This is a genomic window from Acinetobacter lwoffii (assembly GCF_019343495.1).
In the GTDB taxonomy this organism is placed as follows: domain Bacteria; phylum Pseudomonadota; class Gammaproteobacteria; order Pseudomonadales; family Moraxellaceae; genus Acinetobacter; species Acinetobacter lwoffii_P.
Window position 1 is genome coordinate 1,094,375 of record NZ_CP072549.1, and the last position, 18,967, is coordinate 1,113,341.

Consider the following 18,967-nt stretch of genomic DNA (forward strand, 5'->3'; position numbering starts at 1 on the left):
CATTTCAAAATAATAATCGCAGAATAAATGGATTTTAATCATGCAAACTCAACAAAATATTTTGCAGCACTTCGCCTTGCGCGTCAGCGACTGGTCTGAAAAATGGTTTCCAGATTCTTATATTTTTGCCCTGCTTGGCGTCATCATTGTGGCGATTGCCGCCATCGGAATTGGTGCACCCGCACAGGATGTCGCGATTTCCTTTGGAGACGGCTTCTGGAGCCTGATTCCCTTTACCTTGCAGATGTGCATGCTGATCGTGGTCGGTTATGTGGTTTCCGTATCTAAGCCTGTCCAGCTTCTGATCCAGAAAATGGCGCGCCTGCCACATTCCGGTCGTGGTGCGATTGTCCTGGTCGCCACGGTCAGCCTGTTAATTTCTCTGATTAATTGGGCCATGAGTACTGTACTGACTGCACTCCTAGTGATTGCACTGGCACAGCGTAAAGAGCTTAACATGGATTACCGCGCTGCTGCGGCTGCCGCGATTATCGGGATGGGTGCGACCTGGGCACTGGGCATCAGTTCTTCAGCTGCACAGTTACAGGCCAATAAAAGCAGTCTGCCTGAACCGATTTATAATCTGACGGGCGTGATTCCATTTACCGAAACCATTTTCCTGCCGCAATCCATGATCATGACGGCGGTACTGATTGTAGCTTCAATTGCGATTGCTTACTGGTCAGCACCTAAAGGGTCTGACATTAAAACCATTGAGCACTTCCCGATTCAGATTGAAGAAGAAAAACCGGAAGTATCTGCCGAAAAAAGACCGGGGGATTGGCTGGAAAATTCACCCATTTTAAGCATTCTGATTGTGATTCTGGGCGCAGTCTGGATGTTTAACGAATTTTCCAAAAGCAATCCGATTCTGGCCATTTCCAGCTTAAATACCTATAACTTTATCTTCCTGATTTTGGGCGTGGCCTTACACGGTACACCGCGAAATTTCCTGAATGCGGTATCCAAAGCCGTACCCGCCATTTCTGGGGTACTGATCCAGTTTCCGCTGTATGGCAGTATTGCCTTTATGATGACCAATGCGCTAAACCCGGCCGATCTGTCATTGTCACATTACATTGCCGAGTTCTTTGTTTCCATTGCCTCGCAGGAAACCTTTGCCATCGTGATGGGCTTATACTCGGCGATTCTGGGTTTCTTTATTCCTTCTGGCGGAGGGAAATGGATTATCGAAGCGCCCTATGTGATGCAGGCTGCGCATGACCTGAAAGTGCATCTGGGCTGGTCGGTACAGATTTATAATGCGGCAGAAGCCTTGCCGAATCTGATTAATCCATTCTTTATGCTTCCGATGTTGGGTATCCTGAAATTAAAAGCCAAAGATGTGATTGGATTTACGGTGACCCAGTTGATTTTCCATCTGCCTTTGGTACTGTTCCTGCTATGGTTCCTTGGTCGGACATTGACTTATAGCCCGCCGGTATTTTCTTAATTTAAGATAACAAAAAAGGACGAAAATTCGTCCTTTTTTATTTAGGCCGCTCTCTTAATTTCCTGTCTTCTCAACTACACCTTCATCATCTACTTCACGTACAATTCCCGTTTCGGTATTCACGACCTCAAAGGTCACGCGACGATTCTGAAACTGTCCGGCAGGTGTCGCATTGGGTTCAACCGGCTGATCCTCTCCCATTCCAACCGCCTGTAATTGTGCAGGATTGACCCCTTTTCCAACGAGATAACTGGTAATCGCCTGAGCGCGCTGTACGGACAGCACCTTATTTTCTGCTTCGCTGCCCTGAGCATCAGCATGTCCTTTAACTTTCAGGATAACTTGTGGTGCACGTTGTAATAATGCAGCAGCTTGATCCAGCACCAATTTATTGACTTCCGGAACTTCAGTCGATGCCGTATCAAAATTAATGATCTGTAAATTCAGTGCAGTCGCCACATCCAGTGCTTTAACATTATCGGTCTTGATACTGGCCAAAGCTTGTTCTGCTTCGCTATTGGCAGTATTAATCACGTCACTTCTATTGAGCGGCTGTTGGGTAACCACAGTGACATTCTTGGCCAGACTACGAATTTGTGCTGCCAGACGCTCGGCTTCTGCATTCGTTGCTGCACGCACTGAAACCTGATTGCCAATCCAGTCGAGTGACACATTTGGCATTCCCTGCATTGTTCTCAACACAGTCGGAATAGTATCCTGATCAATAAATTCTGAATGATAAACCTCACTGCTCAGCGCCCCACAACCAATATTATAATTAAAGATCTGTTTGATCTCGTTTTGCAAAATTTCCATATACTGCGGATTATTCAGCTGTAATTGACAACTGACAATTTCGCCATTACTGCCTGTACTTAATCGCAAGGATGCAGGCTGAGCTGCAGCAACTTCACTGGTCGCTTGGGTATTTGAATCTTCAACATCATCCTGCATGCAGCTACGAACCAAAAACAGGATCAAACCCGCCAGGATCAGAAAAATAATAAACGGCCATAAAAAGCCGGTTTTTCTTTCTTCCTGAACAATGATGGTCTGCTCCGCCAATACAGGTTCCTGATTTAAATTCTGCCCTGCCAAGGGTGAAACTCCAAGCGCTGCCAGAATAGGGCCAGCCCAAAGGGGTAATGCGCGCTGAATCGAATCGGCGTGGGTTTCCAGCAAATGGCTAATCGCTTCCGGACTCGAAGCACCTGCTTCAGTCTGTAAAAAATTCATGGTCGGTACAATTGACCGGTTCAAGGTATGCTCTATTTCATCTTGCGGCGCGCTCTGATTAAGTTGATCCAGAAACTGCTGCTTAAGTGCCGGGTTTGCATTGAATAATTCATGGATTTTTGGATTGAGTTGCTGACCAAGATTCTCAATCCAGGCGGGACGTGAACGCAATATACTTAAAAATATGGGATAGAATTGAGCCAAGGCTTGATCTTTGGCAAATAAATGCTCGGTTTCACCTTGAAGCACAATCGCCGTAACATCGCTTTTTAAGCGTTCTATAAAGTCTATATTCATAATCGTCACCATTCTTTTGATTTTTCTAATGTTTAATATTTAATCAGTGTAACGATCCCCATTTTTTTAAAATGTAAATAATTGTATGAATATCATAAAGTTTCACTGTTTTTGTTGAGTACTCATTTTACCAACAAAAAATTTAAAAAATAAAAAAAGCCAGCCGAAGCTGACTTTTATTAAATTGGTATCACTTAAGCAGCAAAAGTTTGAACCACTTTACCTAATACTTTTTGATTAATTAGCGGGGTATTTTTACCTTGTGACACGATGCTTTCTTTATTCAGGGTCCATTCCAGTTCCGGATCTAGCAGCACCCAGCCTGATTCATTTATCCATCGATCTGCCATTTGTGCAACACGAGCCGGAGCTAAGGTTACTTTTTCCACCCATTCCAGTGGGGTCAACAAACCCTCACGAATCAGTTGCAGACCAAAAGGCACATAGGTATCAAAAGCAGTGAATCCTGGCTGCGTTTCAGCAAACGGCGCCATTTTCGCAGAGCTGCTCAGCGGTTCATGATGAGTACAAATCGCATCAATCACACCTGATTTTACACCCTGACGCAGTAATTCTTTGTCCTGTTCAGAACGGAGTGGCGGACGTACATGTGCAAGAGAGTTAAATCCATCAATCAAATGATCGGTCAGATGTAACTGATGCATGGCCACATCACAGGTCACTGGTAAGCCTTTTTCCTTGGCAATACGGATCAATTCCACCGAAGCACCACAAGACAACAGACCAAAGTGTGCTCGTACTTTGGTTGATTCAATCATCAACAGATATTTGGCAATCGCCACGGTTTCAGCCAGTGCCGGAATCATCGGCAAGCCCTGACGTGATGCAATAAACCCTTCATGCACACAGCCGTCTTTGGCAATTTGTGGTTCTTCTGCATAGAACACCACCGTCAGGTCTAAACCTGCAGCATATTCAAGGGTACGCAGTACCACATCATCATTGGCAAACGGCGCACTGGCATTGGAAACCGCAGTACAACCGCCCTTTTTCAAGCCCGCCATATTTGCCGGTTGTTGACCATTTAAGCCTTGGGTTTGCGCACCAATCACCTGTAGATAGATACCACCATCCAGCATGGCTTTTTCGACCAGACCGTGAATCAGCGCACCATTATCTTGTACGATTGGCTTTGAATCGGGTGGCGTAAATACGTGCAAAATGCCATTTTCACGTGCCGCTTTTCCTTCAGACTTAAGCGTACCGTGTTGCTGTTGACCCGGTTCACGTAAACGCGCACACAAATCGACCATGGTTGGCATTAACCATTTGCCTTGACCATCAATCGTTTCAGAGACGTCTGCTGTTTCTGCAACGAATTTTCCATTTTCCAGATACACGGTCTGGATAGAATTAGTGTTTTGGATTGGATCAAGAACACGGACATTTTCAATTTTTACAATAGTCATGACTTATTCCTTAACCCGCAATCGCTTCAATCAAACCTTGTTCTTGTAACTGGCCTTGCATCGATAAAGCCAACACCGCCATACGCACGGCAATACCATTGGTCACCTGCTTCAAAATCACAGATTGCGGACCATCCGCAATACTTGAGTCGATTTCAACGCCGCGGTTCATTGGTCCCGGATGCATCACGATACAATCCGGTTTGGCCATGGCAAGACGTTCTTTATTCAAGCCATACATTTTGTAGAACTCAGCTTGCGAGGCCAGTGCCGGAGAATCAATCCGCTCGTTTTGAATACGTAAGGTAATGATCACGTCGCAGTCTTTGATGCCGTCTTCCATATTGTTAAATAGACGAACACCATCGCCATATTCTTCAAAGCCTAATGGCAGCAAGGTATTCGGTGCAATCACCCGGATATCCTGACAGCCTAAAGTTTGCAAGGCGGCTACATCTGAACGCGCGACACGTGAATGCTTGATATCGCCAATAATGGCAATCGACATTTCTTCGAATTTTTTATTGGTTTCGCGGCGAATGGTCAGCATGTCCAGCATCGCTTGAGTCGGATGCGCATGACGGCCATCACCGGCATTAATAATTGCCACCGTTGGGCAGACATCTTTGGCAATAAAATGCGCTGCCCCTGAAGATGAATGACGTACCACAAAAATATCGGCCGCCATGGCTTCCAGATTCCATAACGTGTCACGCAGGGTTTCACCTTTAGAAGTACTCGAACGGGCAATATCAATATTGAGAACGTTGGCAGAAAGGCGCTTGGCAGCGGCTTCAAAGGTGGTGCGGGTACGGGTAGAATTTTCGAAGAACAGGTTCATCACCGTTTTACCTTCGAGCAAATTATTGGTGATCAGCTGATTTTGGTCATTAAAAAAGGACTGCGCAGTGTCCAATATTTTTGTCAGGGTTTCTTTAGAAAGACCTTCGATGGTCAAGAAGTGTTTTAGATTACCTTCTTTATTGAGTTGAATCTGGCTCGGTGTATGCAATGCCGCCAAGTGCATGAGAGATTCCTTATGCGTTAAGTCAACATATTATACAGAGATTGGCGAATTTTTATAGTTGGCCACGCTGCTACTTGTACAAAAAGCATCTGAACAATAAAAATAAAAAATCAGATTCCTTTGTATTTTTTCAATAAGATAATTTAACCCGATTTGCATCTTGCTGATTTTAAGTACAAAACCAACGGGCGCTTCAGTCTGGAGCATTCACACCCATCTCAAGTTTAACGCAGTGCACCAATATAACGATGTGACACCTGTGCACGATAGATATCGTCTTCATCCGGTTCGACCGAGATCAGCCCTTCCTGCTGGCTTGGGTGTGCAGATTCTGTTGGTGAATCTTGTGCTGTTTCCGAAATCTCCAGTACCATTTTCAGGCGCTGGATCAGATGATTCAAATCTGGGTCTTGGGTCTGCTCTGCCAGTTGAATCACATGCCGGGCATAATCCAGGTTCTCTACCAGATAAATTGCATCAATCACCCGACCTGAAACACGTCGTAAACGCGCATAGATTAAAGTGGCCACTGAAAAAGCGTCATGGTTGCGTAACTGATTCTCTAACATCTTAACCCCCATTATAAAATTGAAAAATCAGGCAGCCATCGCTCCCCATCGACTGACCGCCTGATTTGCCATGTATAGAGCAAAATGCATACCAGTTCCTCAATTTATAGTGTGAATATTATTTTTCTCTATCACATGCCACGGCCTTTCAGAGAATTTCAAAAGCTTTCAATATAAAAATACGGTAAACTTAGCGCAGTTTTTTATTTATCTTTTTTGGTCTCTCTATTATATGAATACCTCTCCACGTTTAAGCAATTATTGGGTCACCTGTGCCGATGGTCTGGAAACCTTATTAGAAGAAGAAATACAAGGCTTAGGTGTTCAGAATATTGAGCGTTTTCCAGGCCGTCTAACCTTTAAAGGCACCCTAGAAAATGCTTATCGTATCTGCATGTGGTCACGTCTGGCGTCACGTGTCTTGATGCCGATTCACACGCATGAAATTGAATTTTCTCATGATGCCCGTGATGTGGCAGAAGAATTATATGAAGGGGCTCTCAGTTTTGACTGGTCGCTGATTTTTGCACCACAAAGTACCTTTGCGATTCGTTTGCATGTCGAACGTGATATCAAGGTCAATACCCAGTTTGCGACTTTACGTGCCAAAGATGGTGTCGTAGATTCCTTTATGGAAGCCGTAGGCAAACGTCCAAGCATTGATACCAAACAGCCAGAAATCACCATGTATATTCTGGCAGGCAAGAAAGAACATACTTACTGCCTGGACCTGTCTGGCGACTCTTTGCATAAACGCGGTTATCGCCGCTTTATGACTGACGCCCCGATCAAGGAAAACCTTGCTGCTGCGATTCTACAAAAAGGCCAGCTTAAACAGATTAATCCAGACATCATTGTCGATCCAATGTGTGGTTCAGGTACCTTTATTATTGAATCCCTAATGATTTTGACCGACCGTGCACCGGGTCTGGTCCGTCGTTTCGGTTTTAATGGCTGGAATGGCCATGACCATGAACTGTGGATGAGCATCAAGGCCGAAGCTGCTGAACGTCATCAAGCGGCAATGGAAAATCCATTACCACAATTCTATGCCTTCGATGCGGACTGGGAAGCGGTGAAAGCCACCAGACAAAATATTATCGCGGCGGGTTTTGAAGCTGCTCTCGACAATATCATGATCGAAGAACGGACTTTAAATGACTGGCCTGATTTCCATGCAGAAGGCAAGAAAGTATTCTTCGTGACCAACCCGCCATATGGCGAACGTCTCGGCGATAAAGCGCAAAACCGTTCTTTATACCTGGGTTTATCGGCTTTATTGCAAAAGAATTTCCCGAATCAAAAAGCGGCTGTGATTGCCTCCCAAGTGGAACAGGCCGATGTGCTGGCGTTCAATGATCCGCAAATCCTGCGTTTGATGAATGGTAAATTGCCGATCTATATCCGCTTCGGTACGGTTAAACCGGCCGCAGTGGTACGTCCATTCCTAGAAAGCTGGCAGCCTCAGCAGTTTGAACCGATTGAAGGTGCGATGGAGTTTGCCAACCGTCTGACCAAAAATATGCAAGCTCTAAAAAAATGGGCAGTCAAGGAACAGATCCATTGTTTACGTCTCTATGATGCAGATTTACCTGATTTTAACGTCGCAGTAGATCTGTATGGCGAGCGTTTGCATGTACAAGAATATGCGCCACCTAAAACTATTGATCCGGAAAAAGCCAAAAAACGTTTCAACCTGGCCTTACAGGCCATTCGTGCCGTGACCGGTTTGGGCCGTGATGCGATCTTTATCAAAACGCGTGCACGTCAGGAAGGTAAAAACCAGTACACCAAACAAAGTACAGCTTCTAAACGTTTTATCGTGCAGGAAGGCAAAGCCAAGATTCTGGTCAACCTGACCGATTACCTGGATACCGGTCTGTTTCTGGATCACCGTCAAATGCGTTTACGTATTGCACGTGAAGCAAAAGGCAAACACTTCCTGAACCTGTACAGCTATACCTCAACGGCAAGTTTACATGCTGCTTTGGGTGGTGCTGCAAGTACAACCAGCGTCGATCTGTCGAATACTTATTTGAACTGGTCTAAAGAAAATTTTGTTCTGAACGGCTTGACCGTGGATCATGCGGATGAACAGCATCAGTTCTTTGCCTCTGACTGTTTCGAATGGCTAAAAGAAGGTCATGAGCAATATGAGCTGATCTTTATCGACCCACCAACCTTCTCAAACTCGAAGAAATTCTACGGGACCTTTGACGTACAGCGCGACCATTTGTCCCTGTTAAAACGTGCGATGAACCGCTTAACCACTGATGGTACCTTGTATTTCTCAAATAACTATCGTGGTTTTGAGATGGATGAAGAAATTCTGGCCTTCTTTGATGTTGAAGAAATTACCCAGGAAACCATTGGACCTGACTTCAAGCGGAATCAAAAGATTCACCGTGCCTGGAAAATCCGTCATCCGCAAGTGTAATTTGATGATGAATTAACTGTCTTTATCACGATTGATATCTTCTTTATTTTCCCTGAGCTGAGTTTTAAGCAATGTTTTAAAGCTCGCCACAACAAGAATACAAAAGTGTCGTGATGCTCGAAGTTAAAAATAAGATTAAAAAACCCAGCCTAGGCTGGGTTTTTTTTGCAAGGAGAGCCGGTTTAGTTAAGTTTCATTTTTTCAAAGATTAACTCACCTGCTTCAGCTTTCACCAGAATGGTATCGCCCGGCTGGAATTCTCCGCCCAGGATTTTCTGCGCCAGACCATTTTCAATCCGCTGCTGGATTGCACGTTTCAGTGGACGTGCACCATACAGCGGATCAAAACCGGCCTCGATCAGCTGATCGAAAGCGCTGTCATCTACCGACAAGCGCATATCGCGTTCTGCCAGACGTTGACGTAAACGGTCCAACTGGATATCGGCAATACCGCGAATCTGGTCTTTTTCCAGCGCATGGAACACTACCAGTTCATCAATACGGTTGATAAATTCCGGACGGAAATGTTCCGATACCGCATTCATCACCACCGTACGGACTTCTTCTTTAGTGGCATTACCGCCCAATTCACGTACATCCTGCGAACCCAGGTTCGAAGTCATGACGATCACAGAGTTTTTAAAGTCCACTACCCGGCCTTGCGAGTCAGTTAAACGGCCATCATCCAGTACCTGTAGCAAGATGTTAAATACGTCCGGATGCGCTTTTTCGACTTCATCAAACAAGATCACACTATACGGTTTACGACGTACGGCTTCAGTAAGCACCCCACCTTCTTCATAACCGACATAGCCCGGAGGCGCACCAACCAAACGGCTGACCGAATGTTTTTCCATAAATTCTGACATATCGATACGCACCATGGCATCGTCGCTGTCAAACAGGAAATTCGCCAAGGCTTTGGTCAATTCTGTTTTACCGACACCCGTTGGCCCCAGGAACAGGAATGACCCACTTGGACGGTTCGGATCTGACAGACCGGCACGTGAACGGCGTACTGCATTGGATACCGCCACCACGGCTTCATCTTGCCCTACTACACGGTTATGCAGGAATTCTTCCATATGTAGCAATTTGTCACGCTCGCCTTGCAGCATTTTCGCAACCGGAATACCGGTCGCAGCACTCACTACTTCAGCAATTTCATTGTCGGTGACTTTGTTACGCAGCAATTTTGGCGTTGCGCTTTCATCGGCTTTTTCAGCCAGTTCAAGCTGCTTTTGCAACTCTGGTATCACGCCATATTGCAAACGCGCGGCCTCGCCCAGATCACCTTCACGTTGCGCTTTTTCAAGTGCTGTACGTGCCTGATCCAGTTTGATCTGTACGTCTTTATTGCCTTCGACCAGCGCTTTATCTGCACGCCAGACTTCTTCCAGGTCATGATACTCTTTTTCAACTGTGGCGATCTGATCGGACAAGTATTGAATCTCAGCTTTGGCACCTGAGTCTTCATCTTTTTTCACCGCTTCCAGCTGCATTTTTAACTGAATCAGACGGCGTTCCAGTTTATCTAAAGCTTCTGGCTTAGAATCGAGTTCCATTTTGATGCGCGATGCTGCTTCATCAATCAGGTCAATGGCTTTATCCGGCAACTGACGATCGGTAATATAACGATGCGACATTTTCGCCGCCGCAATAATCGCGGAATCCAGAATCTGTACCCCGTGATGGGTAGCATAGCGATCTTTCAAACCACGCAGAATCGCAATGGTATCTTCTACGCTTGGCTCATCGACAAGCACTTTCTGGAAACGACGTTCCAGCGCTGCATCTTTTTCAATATACTGACGATATTCATCCAGTGTGGTCGCACCGACGCAGCGCAGCTCGCCACGGGCCAGCGCAGGTTTCAGCATGTTACCGGCATCCATCGCGCCATCACCTTTACCGGCACCCACCAAGGTATGCAACTCGTCGATAAACAGGATGATTTCGCCTTCATGTTTGGCAATATCTTTCAGAACGGCTTTTAAGCGTTCTTCAAACTCACCACGGTATTTGGCACCGGCCAGCAAAGAACCCAGATCAAGTGATAAAACACGTTTACCTTTGAGTCCTTCAGGCACTTCACCATTGATAATCCGCTGCGCCAGACCTTCGACGATTGCAGTTTTACCGACCCCTGGCTCACCGATGAGTACCGGGTTATTTTTGGTACGGCGTGATAAGACCTGAATGGTACGGCGGATTTCATCATCACGGCCAATCACAGGATCAAGCTTGCCTGCCAATGCACGTTCAGTTAAATCAATGGTGTACTTATTCAGTGAATCACGCTGATCTTCATGATTGTTGCTCATGACTTTTTCATCGCCTCGAAATTGATTAATCACTTGACCTAAAGTTTCTGCCTTTACGCCAACACTATTTAATAAGGTTTTGGTATTTCCGGTTTCTGCCAGTGCCAACAGCACCCAATCCGTAGATAAAAATTCATCTCCGGCTTTTTGCGCAAAGCTGTCTGCCAAATGCAATACTTTTGCCGCTTCAGGACTGAGATTGATATCTGCTGATGGATTGGTCAGGGTTGCCGCATTGCTCAATGCTGTTTGCAACTTGGTTTGTAGCTCACGCAGATTAGCACCAGCTTGTTGTAGCAGGCTGACATTGGATGCCTCATCCATCAAGGTGGCTAAGATATGGATTCCATCAATCGAAGTATGATCCTTACTCATGGCCAGCGATTGCGCATCGGAAAGGGTTTGCTGCAGGCGATTGGTAAATTTTTCAAAACGCATTCTTGTTATTCCTCACAACAAATTTTCTACTTGATGGATATATGGGTGCGCTTGATAAAATTTCAAATCATTTTTATATATTTTTCAAAAACTTAATTTATATTAGGAGACAGATATCAGTAATAATATTGGTATATATAAAGCAGATTTCAAGAGCACCAAAAAGAATTTTTATTTGCTTATTCAGATGATCTGTATTGAATTTCCTTTCTGATCGAGATTAATGGTTTTTCAGGAAATTTAATAGAAGACGACTTAAATGTGTCGCATCCGTTCCAGAAGATCGATTACTTTGCTGAATCCTTGCGGCGTTTGGATCAGCCTACGTGGTAACTGATCATCTAGATAGCGATTTGGTGAATTGATAAAAAGGCGCATTACTTCAAAATCGCCACCAGCAAGCTTAAACAATTGCTGATAAAGCTGCACTAAAGCGAGTGCCTGTTTTCCTTCACTCGTATGCGGATCTAAATCATCCATGTGCACAAGTGATAATACCTCTTGCTCCGGGACGCCGAGAATGGTAGCAAGTTCCGATTGCGTAAGCTGTAATTGCTCGGCTATTCGACTTGTGGCTTTCACTAATACTGTAGTTGGTAATGTCATGGCTTCTTGATACATTTTTTAAGGCCTATCTTCTTATGTTCATTTGATTATGCCGTTTTTAGTTTCCGACATCTATGTTTATGTTGTGTGAACTCAAGTTTGTTAATTTCTAAAAATAAAAACACCCTCATAGGAGGGTGCATTTCAATCAGCACAAAGTTAAGGTGCCGGATTCGGCTGCTGACGGTGAATATCTTCAATACCTTTAAGAATCTCTTCCGACAGATCAATTTCAAATGCATGAATATTTTCTTTCAGCTGATCCAGATTGGTGGCACCAATAATCGTACTGGTCACAAAGAACTGCTGCTTGATAAAGGCCAAAGCCAATTGGGTGAGACTTAAGCCATGCTGTTCTGCCAGCTGGGCATATTGCTCGGTTGCCCATTCACTTTGCGGATTGCTATAACGGCTAAAGCGGGAGAACAAGGTGACACGCGCATTGGCAGGAAGTGCACCATGCCGGAATTTACCAGTCAGATAACCAAATGCCAAAGGTGAATACGCCAATAAGCCTACGTTTTCATATCGGGCAATTTCTGACATACCGATTTCATAAGTACGGTTCAGCAGGTTATAGGGATTTTGTACACTGACGAATTTCGACAAACCTAATTTCTCTGCGAGGTGCAGAAATTTCATCGTGCCCCACGGGGTTTCATTGGAAAGACCAATATAACGGATACGGCCTTTTTTAATTTCATCCTGCAAGGCAGTCAGGGTTTCTTCCAGATCCGTTACGGCACGGTCTTCTGCCGCTTCAGCATTGCCATAACCCAACTTGCCAAAGAAATTGGTTGGGCGTTGCGGCCAGTGTAACTGATACAGATCAATATAATCCGTTTGTAGGCGTGACAATGACTGGTCAATGGCTGCTGAAATTTCATCGGCAACGAAACGGGTTTGACCATCCCGGATATGGCTACCACCTTGCGATGGTCCGGCAATTTTTGAGGCTAAAAAGAGTTTGTCACGGCCACCACGTGCAGCGATCCAGTTCCCGATAATACGCTCGGTAGCACCTTGCGTTTCAGGTTTTGGCGGTACCGGGTACATTTCCGCAGTATCCCAGAAATACAGTCCCTGATCTAAAGCATAATCCAGTTGCTGAAAAGCCTGTTCTTGCGTGTTCTGCTCACCAAAGGTCATGGTGCCCAAACAAATTTCTGGCAAAAGAATGCCGGTATCCGCCAACGGTCTGAATTGCATAAAAACATCCTGTGAATTTTATTCAGTGAATTGAGATCAAGTGGGCTATAGCCTATCGGAATTATAAGGGGAGCTTAAATCATCTTTTCTGAGAAGCTTGTTCTAAATTTTTATGTATTAAGTAATGACGCATTAAAAAGCAAATCCGAAGATTTGCTTTTTAATATCTGGATTATTCGTCTATGGCACCATCTGCAACTGCTTCAGACGCTTCTTCTAGTGAAGCATCAAAGATCAGGATGGCTTTACCATCGGTTTCGATCATGCCCTGCTCTTCTAGCGTTTTCAGTACGCGACCCACCATTTCACGGGAACAGCCAACAATACGGCCAATTTCCTGACGGGTAATACGAATCTGACGGCCATTCGGCAAAATCATCGCTTCTGGCTGTGAAGACAGGTCGATCAGGCAACGTGCAATCCGGCCTGAAACATCAATAAATGCCAGATCAGTGACTTTACGTGTGGTATTTTTCAAACGACGTACTAATTGAGCAAATACCGCATAGCTCAGATCAGGATATTGCTTGCTGATTTCGTGAAAGTTTTCATAGGTAATTTCGGCAATTTCACACACATCACGCGTACGAACTTCCGCAGTACGTTGTGGATTAACCTCGAATAGACCCATTTCCCCAAAGAAGTCACCCGCATTTAAATAAGCCACGACAATTTCACGATCATCATCTTCACGAAGAATGATAGATACAGACCCCTTCAGAATTAAATATAAAGATTTAGATTCTGATCCTGCATCAATGATCGTGGTACGTTTTGGATAACGATTAATATATGCACGTTTTAACAGTGCTTTCACGGATTCTGGTAATTGCCCCGGAGAAAGCGCATCAGTGCTTAATTGTGAAAAGTTTGAAGTCATGCTAACAGTTCCGATTATGGATAATTTATAGATCGCACAAGACCTAATGTGAACTTGTCACACAGTGGGATTGAAATTCCGTATCAACCCAATTTATGTTAGTGTACAGTTACTTGACAAATTTATAGCTTTTTTTAGGTAGTTGCAATGCAAACAAGCGTTCATTGGTTAGAGAATGTTGCTTTTGAAGCAAAAACTCAAAGTGGTCATAGCCTTATCATGGATGGTTCAGCTGAATACGGTGGTGAAAACCGTGGTCCCCGTCCTATGGAACTGCTTTTAACGGGTCTGGGCGGTTGTGCGTCTTTTGATATTGTTACCATTTTAAAGAAGGCTCGTCAGGATATTACCGATGTACGCTGCGAATTAAAGGCTGAACGTGCAGATACAATTCCGGCAGTATTCACGAAAATTCACTTGCATTTTGTAGTGACCGGCAAAGCGATTAAAGAGAAACAGGTCGCAAAAGCCGTAGAACTTTCTGCTGAAAAATATTGCTCTGCCAGCAAAATGCTGTCTGATGGCGGTGTTGAAATCACCCATGATTATGAAATAATCGAAGCAGAATAAAATCTAGATTCTGTAAAAAAAGCGGCTGGAAAAGCTGCTTTTTTTGTATCAGAAAATTGCCTTTTCTCAGAACCGCTGAACTGAATACTGATTGCCATCTTCAAAGCTCAAGATATTTTCTGGAAATCTTAAGGCGCCGAGTCGATGTCTGAACGCGACACCCTGTTGACGATCGAGATAGCGTTTACCCACTGAATAATCCACACAAAATACGTTTTGTTGCTGTCCATACCATTGCAGTGCATCGATCGATTTGAGTAAACCGGTTTTTTCTTCAGTAGATTTAAAGTTCCGCCAATAATGTCCAGTAATGACTGGAATTTGGTCGGTATAGCTGTCCCACCATGGCACGCGGTCGATCATCCGCCACCTTCCACCGGCATAAATCGGTTCTAAGGCGATTTTTTCCGCACCAGAAGTAATGACCCGAATCGGATTGTGCATTTGCTCATGCAGCTCTTTCTCTGCGAGATGTTGCAATAAAGGTAAAGTTGCAGCTGGGTCTTTGAACTGGTGTTGGTATTGTTGCTGCTCTATCTGGATGAATTCATTAATACCTAAGGCTTGCAGATCCAGCGCTGTATGTTGAACGAAATCAGCATAGGCTTCTCCAAGTGAAGAAAAGCCAGAATTGCGTAATTGGTCAATTGATCCTTGATGCCAACAAGCATGCACAACACGCAGCTGCTCCGACTCCAAGACCAACGGTAAGCTATTTAAAAAATCCAGAATCCATTGTCGATCTTTGATTGAGGCTTGGATCGAATCAAAAGGCTTCAGATCATCCTGATGCGGTGAACCAAAAAACCAGCCATTGCCTTCCCGCAAAGTATCGGTCAACAGGTTCAATTCATGATTACCCATCACACATTGTGCATAGCCTTCATCTACCAGCTGTTTGACGCGTTTGATCACCGCAACACTGTCTTGCCCCCGGTCACATAGATCACCGACAAAAATTAGTTTACGCTGTTCTGGATGATGACCATGCTGGTCATAACCTAATACCTGGATCAGTTGTTCCAGCGCGGCAATCTCACCATGAATATCCCCTACGATATCCACGGGGCCAGTGAAAGCCTGCTGTATAAATGAGTACTTCATTTATGCATCCTGAATTAAGTCTAAAACAGAATATATCTCTATGAGTATGCTTTAAATTTATGTAGATCTGAATACAAAATGAATCATCATTTAAATAAATCAATGTTCAGTATTGTAAGTTTAAGTGAAATCATGAGCTTAATTTTTATGAAGACGCTTATCTTGTTCTTAAAAGTATTGGCAAATGCCGACTATGCTGCTTGAATATTTAAGAGCTTGATCTGATATTTTTATATTTGATATTTAGTTCAGTGGAGGCTGAAATACTTATGAAATAAAAAAAATTACATTTCAATAGCGTAATAAAAAAAGCCCATTCTTAGAATGAGCTTTTAGAATCTTGGTAGGTATAAGCAGACTCGAACTGCTGACCTCTACGATGTCAACGTAGCGCTCTAACCAACTGAGCTATACACCTAGAATGCTTGGCATATTATAAATTTTTCCGACCGAAAACAAGCCTTTTCATTTAGTTTTTAAAACGTCCGCGCAAGTTTTAAGCAAATCCTTGAATTTTTTCAATTCTTGTTCAGTTATTGGGGTTCCCGAATAAAGATTTTTTTCAAAAACCTGTATAGCTTGAATAAAGGCAGTCTGGTTTTCAATCTGAACCTGTTGAGATAAACGCTGCATCCAGTGATGAAAAGTTTCTGCAGGCTGTTTTTTGAGATGATCAGTTAGAGATTGATTCAGCTGTTGAATCGCACGATCAAATGGAGATTGCGCCTGTCGGGCTTTTAGATAAATTCTAAAGATATAGGCCAAAATCAATAGCGCAATACTGCCCAGTAAAATTATGACACTCGAATAAACTGAACCGAGGCCTAATTTTGATAACCAGTTTTGTTGTGATTCTGCATTATAACCCACCACCTTACTTTGCCATTGGTAGCTGGCATAATCGCTCCAAACGCGTAGTTTGGTGACCCATAGATTATGCTGCGAGTTCCAGGTCGACTGATTTGCCGATACCCATGCATCCTGAGAAAGCAGATTTTGCATACCATCATCTATACGCTGTGGAGCGATCATTGCGGTTGGATCAAAGCGTTGCCATTTCTGGTCAATCCAGACTTCTGTCCAGGCGTGCGCATCGAGCTGCCGGACTTCCCAGCTCATGCGATCTGGTGCCAACTCCCCACCCTGATAGCCGGTGACCACCCGTGCAGGAATCCCAACGTAACGCATCAGCATCACGAAACTCGAGGCATAGTGTTCACAAAACCCTTGCCGGGAATTAAACAGGAACTCATCAATCCGGTTTTGCCCCAATTGGCCCGGCTTCAGGGTATAAACAAAGTTATTCTGTCGATACCAATTCAAGACTTTCTGTACATAACTCCGGGGATCTTCCGCACTTTGCGCATATAGACGTTGTGCTAATTGTTGCGCTCGCGGGTCAAGCCGGCGCTGCACTTGGGTATTCGTTCGCTCGATATATTGCGTTGGCAAAGTCTGAGGGTCATATTCTGTCCCGATCCATTGTAACGAAATCGGTTCAACACGTTGCGTGAGCCGTCTCGGCACAATGCTCCAATCCTGACGGTTATAATAACGGCGTTCCACAGGTATCGATTTTTCCAACCCCATGATCCAGAACACCGAAGGATCCGCAGCCAGATATTGGTAGTTCCAGCCTGTAGGTACGGGTGAAGTATCCATCGGTTGTCGCATTAAAGGCTGCTGATTGACGAAACTGCTGGTCCAGCGTTGCCCATCATATTCATCTAGCACTAAAGCTCGCCAATAGAGTTCTGAGCGCGGCGGAAGCTTGCCGACATCACCAATAATCCGGAAAGCCAGTGAACTAGATTGGGATAATTCGGCAATATCCCCAGGTGACATACTGTCACTCATGCCGGTCATACCCTTATTTTCAGGAATGGGAATATGCCAAAGTGGCGGCAAGCGCGGAAAGAAAATAAATAGTAAAATGAAAAATGGAACGGCGTACAAGATAAACTTGCCTACATGTTTTGCATCCTGTTGCAATGCTGCGCGCTGAGTGATCTGCTCCTGCTCAAACTCGCTGGTCTGAATCCGGTACAAACCAATCAGACAGCTGATTAAACACAGCACAATCACGATCGCCATCCCAAAAGATTGGCTATATAGGAATGAGCTGGCAGCAACAAACAGGGCAAAATTAAACAGAATAATCAGGTCACGTTTATTTTTACTTTCCAGTGATTTGGCAAATAAAAAAGTAGATAAAACTGCTACCCCAGCCTCAACACCGATAAAACTATGATGGCTCAAATAAATACTGCCTAGTGCCAAAGCCGTCAGCAGGAAAGTGCCCGTTTTTGGAAATGGCTGCTGACGTTTCAGGAAAAGCCAGATACACAGAATACTGATGGCAAAAATTATACTGAGTAGTACAGGAATAAATGCCATCTGGGCGATGAGAATCAGTCCCAAAGTCAGCACAATCGAGGTCCGGATTTTTGCATTGATCATGAATTTACCCGCCTCAGGCCTGCGCCAACAATTGTTTGGCTTTCCGCAGTTGTTCTTCACCTGCGCCCTGAGGCAATTCGGCCTGTGGCAAATGCAGACTGTACGCACATTGCTGCTGCTCGCATTGCTCGACCAGACCCATCACAAATTCAAGTTTTTCTTCATGTGACTGGCTCGGCATATGTGCATAATGAATCTCGATACTGTGTTCATCCTGATATTGCTCAAAAACTTTGACATACAGGCCTTGCCCACGGGCAAACTGCTTCCAGGACACCGCCTGCAAGGAATCGCCTGACTGGTAATTGCGCAATTCACGAAACTCATCCATATCCAGTTCAAAACGGTTGAGATGATATTTATTTTCTGTGCTAAAAACTTCAGCTTTAGGCGCGACCCAGGCCGAATGCTGATGATAAAGATAGGTCCAAGCCCGCACCAGACCAAAGGGATAAACCGAATAAATCTGAATCGCCGGGTAATCAAACTTGCCACGTTGCTCTGCATAAAATGGCAGAATAAATTGCTGTTTTTGCGCATTCAGATAAACTTTCGCTAGCTGATTCCCTGCTTTGATATACAAATAGCGGGGGCGAAGTTGCTGTTGTTGAAAATAAAGATGTAGATTCAGGCTATGACCGACCTGCCCCACCTCATCTGCGATCAATTCAATTTGCAGGTCATGCAACTGTTTAAACGTCAGATAAAAACTGACACACAGCACCGCGCTGATTAAAAAGCAGAAACCTAAAATCAGGTTATTGGCATAGTTCACTCCCGCCACAAAGGTGATGAAGATCAACACCAGATACAGATAGCCCTGCTGATAAATAAATACCAAGACATCTTTCTGCGAGAGCTGTTTCTGCTTGGAAAATTGAAAGCGTTTGGCCAGCCATTTTTGCCAGGTCTTATCCAAGAGAGGAC

General features: G+C 44.4%; 14 protein-coding genes and 1 tRNA gene. 3 read left to right on the plus strand and 12 right to left on the minus strand.

Annotated features, from left to right (window positions below):
* Positions 1 to 40 precede the first annotated feature (40 nt).
* Positions 41 to 1,453 carry a short-chain fatty acid transporter gene (locus J7649_RS05195; protein ID WP_219309677.1) on the plus strand — a complete coding sequence of 471 codons (1,413 nt, stop codon included), beginning with the start codon at positions 41 to 43 and terminating at the stop codon, positions 1,451 to 1,453.
* A gap of 54 nt (positions 1,454 to 1,507) precedes the next feature.
* On the opposite strand, the gene J7649_RS05200 is transcribed toward J7649_RS05195, so the two are convergent.
* The 4 genes from J7649_RS05200 to J7649_RS05215 form a co-directional block, all read right to left on the minus strand.
* Complete coding sequence (locus J7649_RS05200; protein WP_219309678.1) at positions 1,508 to 2,998, minus strand: OmpA family protein; 1,491 nt, start codon at positions 2,996 to 2,998, stop codon at positions 1,508 to 1,510.
* Positions 2,999 to 3,180: 182 nt separating this feature from the next.
* Positions 3,181 to 4,416 carry a dihydroorotase gene (locus J7649_RS05205; RefSeq protein ID WP_004280133.1) on the minus strand — a complete coding sequence of 412 codons (1,236 nt, stop codon included), beginning with the start codon at positions 4,414 to 4,416 and terminating at the stop codon, positions 3,181 to 3,183.
* Between the two features lie 10 nt (positions 4,417 to 4,426).
* Entirely contained in the window at positions 4,427 to 5,443 is a 1,017-nt protein-coding gene (locus J7649_RS05210; RefSeq protein ID WP_004280134.1) for an aspartate carbamoyltransferase catalytic subunit, read from the minus strand.
* Between the two features lie 224 nt (positions 5,444 to 5,667).
* Positions 5,668 to 6,012 carry a hypothetical protein gene (locus J7649_RS05215; RefSeq protein ID WP_219309680.1) on the minus strand — a complete coding sequence of 115 codons (345 nt, stop codon included), beginning with the start codon at positions 6,010 to 6,012 and terminating at the stop codon, positions 5,668 to 5,670.
* Positions 6,013 to 6,244: 232 nt separating this feature from the next.
* Between J7649_RS05215 and rlmKL the strand changes: the two genes are divergently transcribed.
* Complete coding sequence (rlmKL, locus tag J7649_RS05220) at positions 6,245 to 8,449, plus strand: bifunctional 23S rRNA (guanine(2069)-N(7))-methyltransferase RlmK/23S rRNA (guanine(2445)-N(2))-methyltransferase RlmL (RefSeq protein WP_219309681.1); 2,205 nt, start codon at positions 6,245 to 6,247, stop codon at positions 8,447 to 8,449.
* Between the two features lie 182 nt (positions 8,450 to 8,631).
* On the opposite strand, the gene clpB is transcribed toward rlmKL, so the two are convergent.
* The 4 genes from clpB to crp all read right to left on the minus strand — a co-directional run bounded on the left by clpB (position 8,632) and on the right by crp (position 13,906).
* Positions 8,632 to 11,211, minus strand: coding sequence for an ATP-dependent chaperone ClpB (clpB, locus tag J7649_RS05225; RefSeq protein WP_219309683.1), 2,580 nt, complete (start codon positions 11,209 to 11,211; stop codon positions 8,632 to 8,634).
* A gap of 255 nt (positions 11,212 to 11,466) precedes the next feature.
* Positions 11,467 to 11,832 carry an antitoxin Xre/MbcA/ParS toxin-binding domain-containing protein gene (locus tag J7649_RS05230; protein WP_219309685.1) on the minus strand — a complete coding sequence of 122 codons (366 nt, stop codon included), beginning with the start codon at positions 11,830 to 11,832 and terminating at the stop codon, positions 11,467 to 11,469.
* A gap of 144 nt (positions 11,833 to 11,976) precedes the next feature.
* Positions 11,977 to 13,026, minus strand: coding sequence for an NADP(H)-dependent aldo-keto reductase (locus J7649_RS05235; RefSeq protein WP_219309687.1), 1,050 nt, complete (start codon positions 13,024 to 13,026; stop codon positions 11,977 to 11,979).
* Positions 13,027 to 13,198: 172 nt separating this feature from the next.
* Positions 13,199 to 13,906, minus strand: coding sequence for a cAMP-activated global transcriptional regulator CRP (gene crp / locus J7649_RS05240; RefSeq protein WP_004280141.1), 708 nt, complete (start codon positions 13,904 to 13,906; stop codon positions 13,199 to 13,201).
* A gap of 147 nt (positions 13,907 to 14,053) precedes the next feature.
* On the opposite strand from crp, the gene J7649_RS05245 reads away from it, so the two are divergent.
* Positions 14,054 to 14,476 carry an OsmC family protein gene (locus tag J7649_RS05245; protein ID WP_004280142.1) on the plus strand — a complete coding sequence of 141 codons (423 nt, stop codon included), beginning with the start codon at positions 14,054 to 14,056 and terminating at the stop codon, positions 14,474 to 14,476.
* A 66-nt stretch (positions 14,477 to 14,542) separates the two neighbouring features.
* Here J7649_RS05245 and J7649_RS05250 read toward each other — a convergent pair whose 3' ends face one another.
* The 4 genes from J7649_RS05250 to J7649_RS05265 all read right to left on the minus strand — a co-directional run bounded on the left by J7649_RS05250 (position 14,543) and on the right by J7649_RS05265 (position 18,959).
* Positions 14,543 to 15,580 carry a metallophosphoesterase gene (locus J7649_RS05250; RefSeq protein WP_219309689.1) on the minus strand — a complete coding sequence of 346 codons (1,038 nt, stop codon included), beginning with the start codon at positions 15,578 to 15,580 and terminating at the stop codon, positions 14,543 to 14,545.
* Positions 15,581 to 15,921: 341 nt separating this feature from the next.
* A tRNA-Val gene (locus J7649_RS05255) sits at positions 15,922 to 15,998 on the minus strand.
* A 47-nt stretch (positions 15,999 to 16,045) separates the two neighbouring features.
* Positions 16,046 to 18,040: a transglutaminase TgpA family protein gene (locus J7649_RS05260; RefSeq protein ID WP_219309691.1), complete on the minus strand. Its 1,995-nt coding sequence runs from the start codon at positions 18,038 to 18,040 to the stop codon at positions 16,046 to 16,048.
* A 13-nt stretch (positions 18,041 to 18,053) separates the two neighbouring features.
* On the minus strand, positions 18,054 to 18,959 hold the full coding sequence (locus J7649_RS05265; RefSeq protein ID WP_219309693.1) for a DUF58 domain-containing protein: 906 nt from the start codon (positions 18,957 to 18,959) through the stop codon (positions 18,054 to 18,056).
* Positions 18,960 to 18,967: the final 8 nt, after the last annotated feature.